General features: G+C 72.9%; 9 protein-coding genes. 2 read left to right on the plus strand and 7 right to left on the minus strand.

Annotation, left to right across the window (positions count from 1 at the left end; genetic code table 11):
- Positions 1-425 (minus strand): AMP-binding protein (locus P3L51_RS32930; protein ID WP_354609011.1); only part of this gene is annotated, 425 nt, incomplete at its 3' end.
- A gap of 57 nt (positions 426-482) precedes the next feature.
- On the opposite strand from P3L51_RS32930, the gene P3L51_RS32935 reads away from it, so the two are divergent.
- Complete coding sequence (locus tag P3L51_RS32935) at positions 483-1,094, plus strand: phosphoribosylanthranilate isomerase (RefSeq protein WP_354609012.1); 612 nt, start codon at positions 483-485, stop codon at positions 1,092-1,094.
- Between the two features lie 159 nt (positions 1,095-1,253).
- Entirely contained in the window at positions 1,254-2,414 is a 1,161-nt protein-coding gene (locus P3L51_RS32940) for a phospholipase D-like domain-containing protein (RefSeq protein ID WP_354609013.1), read from the plus strand.
- Between the two features lie 30 nt (positions 2,415-2,444).
- On the opposite strand, the gene ppk2 is transcribed toward P3L51_RS32940, so the two are convergent.
- From ppk2 to P3L51_RS32970, 6 genes are all read right to left on the minus strand, one after another.
- The gene (ppk2, locus tag P3L51_RS32945; protein ID WP_354609014.1) at positions 2,445-3,425 is read right to left on the minus strand and encodes a polyphosphate kinase 2; all 981 of its coding nucleotides are present in this window, start codon (positions 3,423-3,425) and stop codon (positions 2,445-2,447) included.
- Positions 3,412-3,618, minus strand: a complete 207-nt coding sequence (locus P3L51_RS32950; RefSeq protein WP_354609015.1) for a hypothetical protein — start codon at positions 3,616-3,618, stop codon at positions 3,412-3,414. The genes ppk2 and P3L51_RS32950 overlap by 14 nt, the downstream gene beginning before the upstream one ends.
- 114 nt (positions 3,619-3,732) lie before the next feature.
- Complete coding sequence (locus P3L51_RS32955; protein WP_354609016.1) at positions 3,733-5,160, minus strand: nitrosuccinate lyase; 1,428 nt, start codon at positions 5,158-5,160, stop codon at positions 3,733-3,735.
- A gap of 39 nt (positions 5,161-5,199) precedes the next feature.
- Positions 5,200-7,152 carry an FAD/NAD(P)-binding protein gene (locus P3L51_RS32960; protein ID WP_354609017.1) on the minus strand — a complete coding sequence of 651 codons (1,953 nt, stop codon included), beginning with the start codon at positions 7,150-7,152 and terminating at the stop codon, positions 5,200-5,202.
- Positions 7,153-7,229: 77 nt separating this feature from the next.
- Positions 7,230-8,495 (minus strand): nucleotide sugar dehydrogenase, encoded by a 1,266-nt coding sequence (locus P3L51_RS32965; protein ID WP_354609018.1) that lies wholly within the window; start codon positions 8,493-8,495, stop codon positions 7,230-7,232.
- 160 nt (positions 8,496-8,655) lie between these two features.
- A partial coding sequence (locus P3L51_RS32970) for a DegT/DnrJ/EryC1/StrS family aminotransferase (RefSeq protein WP_435594579.1) occupies positions 8,656-9,796 on the minus strand: 1,141 nt, incomplete at its 5' end.

A 9,796-nucleotide genomic window follows, 5' to 3' on the forward strand; every position in this document is an offset into this window, starting at 1 on the left:
GGCAGCCGCTCGTCGTCCACGAGCAGCACACGGGGCGCGCAGTGGTCCAGTACGCGGCCCAGCCCGTCCCCGGTCCACGCCGCGTCGAGCGGTACGGCGACCAGCCCGGCGAGCTGGGTGGCCCAGAAGGCGGTCTGCCAGTCGGGGCGGTCGCCCATCACGAGGGCGGCCCGGTCGCCGGGCCGCAGGCCGTAGGTGTCCACGAAGCGGTTGGCCAGCATGGTCGCGGCGGCGAAGAAGTCACCGTACGTCAGGAGGTGGGCCCCGTCGCCGGCGACGAGGAAGGGCCGCTCCCCGTACGCCCAGGTCGTCTCCACGAACTCCCGCAGGGTGCGCGGCCCGTCCGCGTACATGAGCGAGCCATTCTCGGCGCGTACGACCTCGAAGGGTGCTCCGGGGGCGGTCAGGGCGGCGGTGTGCGGCAACGTACGTCTCGCTTTCTTCGTACCCTCGAGTCGAGTCCATCGAGCGAGGAGCTCCTGTTGCACAACTTGTACGCCAAGGTCTGCGGTCTGCGGAAGCCGGCCGAGGTCGAGGCCGCCGTGGCCGGTGGGGCCTCCGCCGTCGGATTCATCCTGACGACCAGCCCCCGGCGGCTGTCCGCCGCCGAGGCGCACCCGCTCGCCGCGCTCGTACCGCCCGGTGTCGCGAAGGTCGCGGTCTTCCGCGGTGAGCCGCTGGAGGAGGTACGCCGGGCGGCGGCCGAGGCGGGCGCGGACACCGTCCAACTGCACGGCGGTGAACCGCCCGAGGCGTTCGCCGCGCTGCGCGCCGACGGATTCCGCCTCATCCGCGCCACCTCGCCGCGGTCGGGCGATCCGCTGTCGGCGGGCGCGTACGGCGAGGACGTGCTCATCATCGACTCACCGCGGCCGGGCTCCGGGGAGCGCTGGTCCCCCGAGTCGCTGCCGGAGCGGCCGGCGGGGTCGTGGGTGCTGTCGGGCGGGCTCTCCCCGGACAACGTCGTGGACGCCGTGACGGCCCTGCGGCCGTGGGGCGTCGACGTGTCGAGCGGGGTGGAGGGCAGCCGGGGTGTGAAGGACGTCCGGCTGATCGAGCGGTTCCTCGCCGCCGTGCGCGCAATGCGTTCCTGAACACAGCGTGGGGGGCCGGGACAGGGGCACCCGGTCGTAGGGCGTGACCGTCACGCCCGCGACCGGATCCGACCCGAAAGGGGTCCCTCCCTTGATCTCCACACCGCTGTTCTCCCCGCCGGTGTTCTCCCCGCCGGTCAGATCGGTGACGGTGACCCGATGACGACCGAGAAGATCCGGCGCATACGGCGGCGCCTGGAGCGGCTGATCGGCATCGCCATGACCGAGGGCAACGTGCTGGTCCCCCTGCGGAACGGCGACGAGATATTCGCGTCGATGCTGGAGAGCATCCGCGGCGCCGAGCACACCATCGACATGATGACGTTCGTCTACTGGCGCGGCGACATCGCCCACGAGTTCGCGCAGGCGCTGGGCGAGCGGGCGCGCGCCGGGGTGCGGGTGCGGCTGCTGCTCGACGGCTTCGGCAGCCGGCTGATCGAGAAGGACCAGCTGAAGGCGATGGAGGAGGCCGGGGTGCGGGTGGCCTGGTTCCGTAAGCCGCTCTACCTCTCGCCCCTCAAGCAGAACCACCGCTGCCACCGCAAGGTGCTCGTCGTGGACGAGACGACCGCGTTCACCGGTGGTGTGGGCATCGCCGAGGAGTGGTGCGGCGACGCGCGGAACGAGAACGAGTGGCGCGACACGCACGTACGGGTCCGGGGGGCCGCGGTGGACGGGATCGCCGCCGCGTTCACCCAGAACTGGGCGGAGTGCCACGACGAACTCTTCGACGAACACGACCGGTTCGTCACCCAGGACGCGCACGGCGACGCGATCGTGCAGGTGGTGCGCGGGTCGGCCAGCTTCGGCTGGCAGGACATGCAGACCCTGATCCGGGTGATGCTGGAGTCGGCGGAGGAGCGCGTACGGCTGGCGACGGCGTACTTCGCGCCCGACGAGTACTTCGTGGAGCTGCTGTGCGCGGCGGCCCGGCGCGGGGTCTCGGTGGAGATCCTGCTGCCGGGGCCGCACACGGACAAGCGGGTCTGTCTGCTGGCCGGACAGCGGTACTACGAGGATCTGACGGCGTGCGGCGTGAAGATCTACCAGTACCGACCGACGATGATGCACGCGAAGGTCATCACCGTCGACTCGATCGCCTCGCTGATCGGGTCGACGAACTTCAACCGGCGTTCGCTGGACCACGACGAGGAGGTCATGCTCGCCGTGCTGGACGCCTCCCTCACGGCCACGCTGGACAGCCACTTCGAGGAGGACCTGACGGTGAGCGAGCCGATCTCGCCGGGCCGCTGGAAGCGGCGCTCGCTGATGCAGCGGGCCCGCGAGGCGTCCGTGGTCCCGATCCGCCGCTATCTCTGAGAACCCCCGCCGCCCCGAGACACCCCCGCCTCAGCCCGTGGGCTCCGCCGGGTGGTCGCCGGGGCCCCGGGCGTGGCCGGCGAGCGACGTCGGGGACAGGTCGGTGCTCTCCTCGCCCGCTTCGAGCAGGGTGTCGGCCGGGCCCACGATGAGCGGGTCGGGTACGCCGAGGAGCGCCTCGTCCTTCCTGTCGTAGTCCAGCCGCCACAGCAGGCTGCGCATGGCCTCCAGCCGGCCCCGCTTCTTGTCGTTGTTCTTGACCACGCTCCAGGGCGCGTGCGGGGTGTCGGTGGCCCGGAACATGTCGACCTTGGCGGCGGTGTACGCGTCCCAGAGGTCCAGCGACGCGAGGTCGGTGGGCGAGAGCTTCCACTGCCGTACGGGGTCGATCTGGCGGATCGCGAAGCGGGTGCGCTGCTCGTCGTGCGAGACCGAGAACCAGAACTTCACGAGCAGGATGCCGTCGTCGGTGAGCATCCGCTCGAACTGGGGCGCCTGGCGCAGGAAGTGCTCGTACTCGTCCGTCGTACAGAAGCCCATCACCCGCTCGACGCCGGCCCGGTTGTACCAGGACCGGTCGAAGAAGACGATCTCCCCGGCGGACGGCAGGTGCGCCACGTACCGCTGGAAGTACCACTGCCCCGCTTCCCGCTCGGTGGGCTTCTCCAGGGCCACCACGCGGGCGCCGCGCGGGTTGAGCCGCTCGGTGAACCGCTGGATGGTGCCGCCCTTGCCCGCGGCGTCCCGGCCCTCGCAGACCACCACCACCCGCCGGCCGGTGTCCTTCACCCAGCGCTGGAGCTTGAGCAGTTCGATCTGGAGCGTGCGCTTCGTCCGCTCGTACTCGCGGCGGCGCATCTTCTTGTCGTACGGGTAGTTCTGCCGCCATGTCTGTACAGGGTGGCCGGACTTGTCGAGCAGGACGGGCTGCTCGGGGTTGCGGTCGTCGACGGTCAGCCCGTCCAGAAGGACGTCGGGCCCGTCGTCCTGGCCCTTCTCACCCGCCGGCATGCGGGCGCCCTCCCCGGTAGGCGCCGGGGTCGGGAACGGTGGATCCGTCGAAGTCCGCCTCGTCCTCCAGCGGGGGAAGGTCGATCGTGTAGTGCGCCTCCAGGAAGAGGTCGCTGTGCTGCGGACGCGAAACGGACTCATCTGCGGCGGGAAGAGGCGCGGTTCGGACGATACGACGCTGAGAGCTCTGCATCCAAGACCATCCAGGGAAAGGGAGTCGTACGGGCCGCGCGGCCCATTGCCGGGCGACTGGCTCATCCTTACATAGGGCTCGATCTTGACAAGCAAGTTGATTGCCGGGACCCGGTCAGCCCGTCGGCCGATCGAGGTGGAAGCGCCCCAGGACGCGGTCCACCAACTGACCCGCCGCCCCGGTGTACCGCGCCGGGTCCGACAGCTCCCTGAGGTCGTCGGCCGATCGGCGGCCGGTCGTGCCGAGGGCTTCGGCCAGGACGTCCGCGAGGTGGCGGCCGGTGGCCGCCGCCTCGGCAGAGACCCGGGCGAGCAGCGTCTTCGCCTCGGCCCGGCCGAGTTCCACGGAGAGCAGGGCGGCGAGCCGTTCGGAGACGACCAGGCCGCCGGTGAGGTCGAGGTTGGCCCGCATCCGGTCCTCGTGGACGCTCAGGCCCCCGGTCAGCTCGGCGGCGGTGTGCGCCGCGCCGCCGGCCAGGCGCAGGCAGTCGCGCAGCGGGAGCCATTCGGCGTGCCAGGCGCCGGCGGGCCGCTCGTCGTCGTGGACGGACACCTGCATGAGGGTGCCGACGAGGGAGGGCACCTGGTAGGCGGCGGAGCGGATCAGCGCCGAGAGGGCGGGGTTGCGTTTGTGCGGCATGGCGGAGGACGTGCCCCGGCCCTCGGCGGCCGGCTCCGCGACCTCGCCCGACTCGGTGCGGGACAGCAGCTGGACGTCCGCCGCGATGGCGCCGAGAGCGCCGGTGAGCAGGGCGAGCGCGGCCCCGAGGTCGGCGACGGGGGTACGGACGGTGTGCCAGGGCACGAGCGGTTCGGTGAGGCCCAGCTCGGTGGCGAGCGCGGCGGGCAGCGCCCGGATGTACCGCTCGCCGCCGTCGTCGGCGGCGTCCGGTACGTGCACGAGCGCGTACTCCAGGTATCCGGCCATCGTGCCCGCCGCGCCGCCGAGTTGGACCGGCAGCCCCTCGCCCCGCACCCGGCGCAGCCGGTCGCGCGCGTCGAGTACGCCCTGGAGCCAGCCGGCCGCCTTGAGGCCGAAGGTGGTGGGGACGGCGTGCTGGCCGAGGGTGCGGGCGGCCATGGGGGTGTCGCGGTGCCGGGCGGCGAGGCGGGCCAGCGCTCCGGCGGTGCGGTCCAGGTCGGCCAGGACGAGGTCCAGGGTGCGCGCGGCGACCAGCATGAGGCCGGTGTCGAGGATGTCCTGGCTGGTGGAGCCCTGGTGGACGCTGTGCGCGGCGTCGGCGTCCCGGGCGGCGACCAGCGCGGTGAGCTGTCGTACGAGCGGCACGACCGGGTTGGCGGCGCCGCGTGAGCGCGCCGCCAGGTCGTACAGGTCGAAGTGCTCGGCCCGCGCGGCCTCGCCGATGGCGCGGGCGGCGGACTCGGGTACGGCGCCGAGCCGGGCCTGGACCCGGGCCAGGGCCGCTTCGGTGTCGAGCATGGCCTGGAGACACGCGGCGTCGTTGGTGGCGGACTCGGCCGGGGTGCCGGCCCGAACCGGGGAGAACAGCCCGGTGTCCGCCGCGAACTGATTGCACGTCATCTCTGATTCCTCGTCACTTGTGTTCGCGCAGCGCCGACTTCAGGTCCGGGATCTCTGGTGGTCCGGCACCGGCGGCCGTGGCGGGCCCGCGGGCAGGGCCAGGACCGCCAGCGCGATGGCGTCGGAGTCCCCCAGTGTCACCGAGTTGACGCCGGGGCGGACCCCGGCGGCGGTCGCCCAGTGCACCGCTTCGGTCGGCACGCCGTAGGCGAAGCGCCGGGGATGGGCGCGGCCCTCGGCGTCGACGAGCCGGTACGGCCGGGGGGTGACGGCGAGGCCGCCGGTCTCGTACGCGCCGAGTCGCGGGTCGGCTATCGCGTACGGGCGGCACTGCCCGGTGGCCAGCAGGTCCGTCAGCAGCGGGTCGGCCGTCCGGCGCAGGTCGGGTTCGGGCAGCCGGGCCTCGACCAGGGTGGTGACGCGCGTCAGGGAGCCGGGCACGGCGGGCGCCTCGACGGTGAAGACGCCCCGGCCGGGGTCGGTGCCGACGCGCAGGCCGGGGCCGAGGACGCTCAGCACCCCGGCCTCGATCAGCGCGATCATCTGCTCGATCCGTTCGGGGGGCGGGCCGATGGACAGAAAGGCGTTGAGCGGGGTGTACCAGCCCTCCAGGTCGTCGCGGTGCGAGCCGCCGGTGAGCCCGCCGTGGTCCACCACCAGCCGGATCTCGTTGCGCAGGTCCCGCAGCACGTCGAGTGCGGCCTTGAGGGGGCCGTCGACGTTGCCCGCCGCGGACTCGGCGAGATCCCGGCGCAGGATGTCCAGCAGCCGGTCGCGGTGGTCCGCCGGGCCCCGGAAGCCCTGGTCGGCGTGGGGCGCGGCGAGGTACTTCCAGTCCCAGTGGTCGCCGGGGCCGATGCCGTACGCGTCGAGCAGGTCGGACTCCTCGGCCGACCCCCAGGCCGGTCCCAGATAGCGCGCGGCGAACCGGCCGGCCTCCGTCTCGCCCACGCGCCCGGCGAGCAGCGCCGTGTAGTGGACGGTCTCGACCTCCTTGGCGATCAGCGGCCACAGGTCGCGGCCGAAGTCGAGGCCGCCGCCGAGCAGGGCGGCGGCGCGCAGCCGCTCCAGCTCCGCCGGGGTGAGGACCCGCGGGAGGTGCCGGCCGTGCGCGCCCTTCTGGTTGCGGCCCCGCGAGTGGTACGGGATGCCCCGCCGGGAGGCGGCGTACAGGCTCGGCTCGTGTCCGGAAGGGCCGTACACGAGCCGGCCGTCCCGGCGGGTGTACGTGCCGCCGCGGCCGAGCGTGAACAGCGTCAGATGGTCGAAGAAGTTCAGCCCTAGTCCGCGCAGGGCGACGGCCTCGCCGGGCCGGACGGCGGACAGGTCGGTGTCGGCGGGGTTGGCGGGCAGGACGTACGTCAGCCCGTGGGCCCGCGCGAAGCCGGCCAGTTCGCGCTCGCCGGGGCTGCCGAGGACCGGGAGATGGCCCTGGGCGAGGACGACCGCGTCCAGGTTCTCGATACGGGAGCCGTCGGCGAGAAGCACGCCCTGGGGGCCGTCCGGCCCCCCGTACAGCCGCACGGCCCGCCATGGGTGGACGACGACGCGCACGTGCGCCGGCGCGGTGCGGACGACATGGCCGAAGACCCATTCCAGGTAGTGGCCGTAGAAGGCGCGGGTCGGGTACGAGTCGGGGGTGAGGTCGCGGGCCTCGGCGCGGACCTGGTCGTCGTACGTCTCCCCCGGTTCCGTGCCGAGCCGGGCCGCCCAGTCGAACAGGCTGGGGCCGGGGGCGAGTTCGCCCTCGATCCGCACGCTCTCGTCGGTGAACAGCGTGACCTGCGAGGCGACGGTGTTCATCAGCAGGTGGTGGGACTGGTCGGTGCGCCACACACCTCCGGCGCCGGGGCGGTAGGGGTCGACGATGTGCGCCACGAGGGTGGAGCCGGGCGGGAGGCGTCGGCGCGCGTTGACGCAGAGCCGTTCCAGGACCGAGAGGCCACGAGGTCCGCCGCCGACGACGCAGACCTCCAGATGTCCGTCACTCACGTGTGTCTCCCCGTCTCCCGTTGGACGGCCCAGGTCGCGGCCGGTGTCTCGCTCGCCGTACTCACCGCTCGGAGGACTCAGAGGACTTCGACGGTGGGGCCGGTCTCCAGCCGGTGCCGGCAGTCCAGTACGAAGTCCGAGGCCCGGGCGACGAGTTCGTAGTCGAAGGCGTCGTGGTCGGTCAGCAGCACCACCGCGTCGGCCGCCGCCAGCTCCTCCTCGGAGAAGTCGCAGCGGGTCAGTTTGCTGTCCACGGTCACCGCCTCGACCACGTACGGGTCGGCCGCGCGCACGTCGGCGCCCAGACCGAGCAGCAGCTCCGCCACGCGCAGCGCGGGCGACTCGCGGGCGTCGCCGGTGTTCGGCTTGTACGCGAGGCCGAGCAGCAGGACCCGGGAGCCCGCGAGCGGCCTGCGGCGGGCGTTGAAGGCGAGCAGCAGCCGCTGGACCACGTGGTCGGGCATGTGCCCGTTGATGTGGTTGGCCAGTTCGACGAACTCGAAGCGGCGGCCGAGGGTCCGCCGTACCCGCCAGGACAGGTACTCCGGGTCGACCGGCAGACAGTGCCCGCCGACGCCGGGTCCCGGTGTGAAGCGCATGAACCCGAAGGGTTTGGAGGCGGCGGCGTCGAGCGCCTCCCAAACGTCGACGCCGAGTTCGTGCGCGTACATCGCCATCTCGTTGACCAGCGCGATGTTGACGTGCCTGAAGGTGTTCTCGATCAGCTTGGACAGCTCGGCGACCTCGGTCGTGCGCACCGGGACGGTGGTGCTGGTGATGGTGTCGTAGAAGGTCTTCACGGCGGTGAGCGACGCCGCGTCGATGCCGGACACCACCTTGGGCGTGTTCTCCAGGCGCCAGGTCGGGTTGCCGGGGTCGATGCGCTCGGGGCTGTAGCCGAGGTGGAAGTCGTCGCCGGCGGTCAGGCCGGAGCCCTCCTCCAGCAGCGGGACGAGCAGTTCGACGGTGGTGCCGGGGTACGTGGTGGACTCCAGGACCACGGTCGCGCCGGGGCGCAGCCGGCCGGCGAGGGTGCGGGCGGCCGACTCGATGTACGAGAGGTCGGGCGCGCCGTCCCGCAGCGGGGTGGGCACGGTGACGACGGCGACATCGAAGCCGTCGAGGTCGGAGGGGTCGGTGCTGGGCAGGTAGGAGCCCTGGTCGAGCAGGACGGCGAGCTGTGCGTCGGGGATGTCCTCGACGTAGGACTCACCGCTGATGAGCCGTTTGACGCGGTCGGTGTCCACGTCGTAGCCGACCACTTGGTGGCCGGCCAGCGCGGCCCGGACTGCCAGCGGCAGGCCCACGTACCCCTGCCCGACAACGACGACCTTGCTTTTCACGGTTGCTCCCGTCGGAGGAAGTGGGTCAGTTGGTCAGGTCGGCCGGCCGGGGTCGGGCGCGGTCGGACCGCGGTGGGGCCCGGCCTCGGTGGGGTGACGGCCTCGGCTGGTGGCACGGCCTGGATCGGGGGATCGGCCTCGGTCGGGGGATCGGCCTCGCTCAGTCGAAGAACGCGCAGACCACGTCGGCCGTACGCTCGACCTGACTGTCCGTCAGATTCAGATTCAGCGGCAGCGCGAGATGCCGCGCGCTCGCCAGCTCGGCGCCGGGCCGCCGCCCGTCCGCGCCCTCTCCCGCGTACGCCGCGAAGGCGGCCAGCCGCGGCAGCGGCACCGGGTAGTAGACGCGGCTGCCGACGCCGTGCGCGGCAAGGTGCGCCGCCAGCGAGTCGCGGCAGATGGTCTGTACGGCGTAGACGTAGTGGCACTGGCCGTCGGCGCCGGTGGTCGGGGCGAGCAGACCGCGCCCGCGCAGCGCCGCGAAGCGCGCGTTGTAGTGCTCGGCCACGGCGGCGCGCCGGGCGACCATGCCGTCGGCGCGCTCCAGCCGGGCGAGCTGGAAGCCGGCCTGCACCTCGTCGAAGCGGCTGTTGAACCCGACCTCGTGGTGCACGAAGCGCTGTACGCCGTCCTGGCCGTGGTTGCGCAACCGCCTGACGAGCGCGGTGAGTTCGGCGTCGTCGGAGAGGACGACCGCGCCTTCGCCCGGCATCCCGAAGGGCTTGACCGGGAAGAACGAGTAGAGCCCGACGTCCCCCCACGTACCGGCCGCCCGGCCGCCCAGGGTGGCGCCCTGGGCCACCGCCGCGTCCTCGACGACCGCGATCCCGCGGCGACGCGCGAAGGACCGGATCGCGGGCATGTCGGCCATCGTCGTGAAGGTGTGGGCGGGGACGACCGCGCGGGTGCGGCCGGTCACCCGGCTCTCCGCGTCGACCGGGTCCATGACCATCGTCACCGGGTCGACGTCGGCGAAGACCGGCACCGCGCCGACGCCCAGCACCGTCGCGGCCAGTGGCTCGGCGCCGAAGGCGGGCACGATCACCTCGTCGCCGGGAACGACTCCGACGGCCCGCAGCGCGAGCGTGAGCGCGCCGGTCCCGCTGGCGCAGGCGACGACGTCGCGTACGCCCGCGCGGTCGGCCAGCCGCCGCTCCAGCTCGGCGGTGCGGCGGCCGAGGATGAACTTCTGCTCGGGGTCGGTGCCGACCTCGTACAGCACCTCGCGCAGCAGCTCACGCTCGGCGTCGGGGAGCCGGGTGTGCGCGTACGGGACGGCGTCGGGGGCCGGGGCGGCGGAG

This window comes from Streptomyces panacea, from assembly GCF_040560175.1.
GTDB classification, from domain to species: Bacteria; Actinomycetota; Actinomycetes; order Streptomycetales; family Streptomycetaceae; genus Streptomyces; species Streptomyces panacea.

Bases quoted from the DNA above. Each gene is read 5' to 3' on its own strand.
- ppk2 (WP_354609014.1), bottom strand. From the start codon at position 3,425: ATGCCGGCGGGTGAGAAGGGCCAGGACGACGGGCCCGACGTCCTTCTG.
- P3L51_RS32955 (WP_354609016.1), bottom strand. From the start codon at position 5,160: ATGACGTGCAATCAGTTCGCGGCGGACACCGGGCTGTTCTCCCCGGTT.
- P3L51_RS32940 (WP_354609013.1), top strand. From the start codon at position 1,254: ATGACGACCGAGAAGATCCGGCGCATACGGCGGCGCCTGGAGCGGCTG.
- P3L51_RS32950 (WP_354609015.1), bottom strand. From the start codon at position 3,618: ATGCAGAGCTCTCAGCGTCGTATCGTCCGAACCGCGCCTCTTCCCGCC.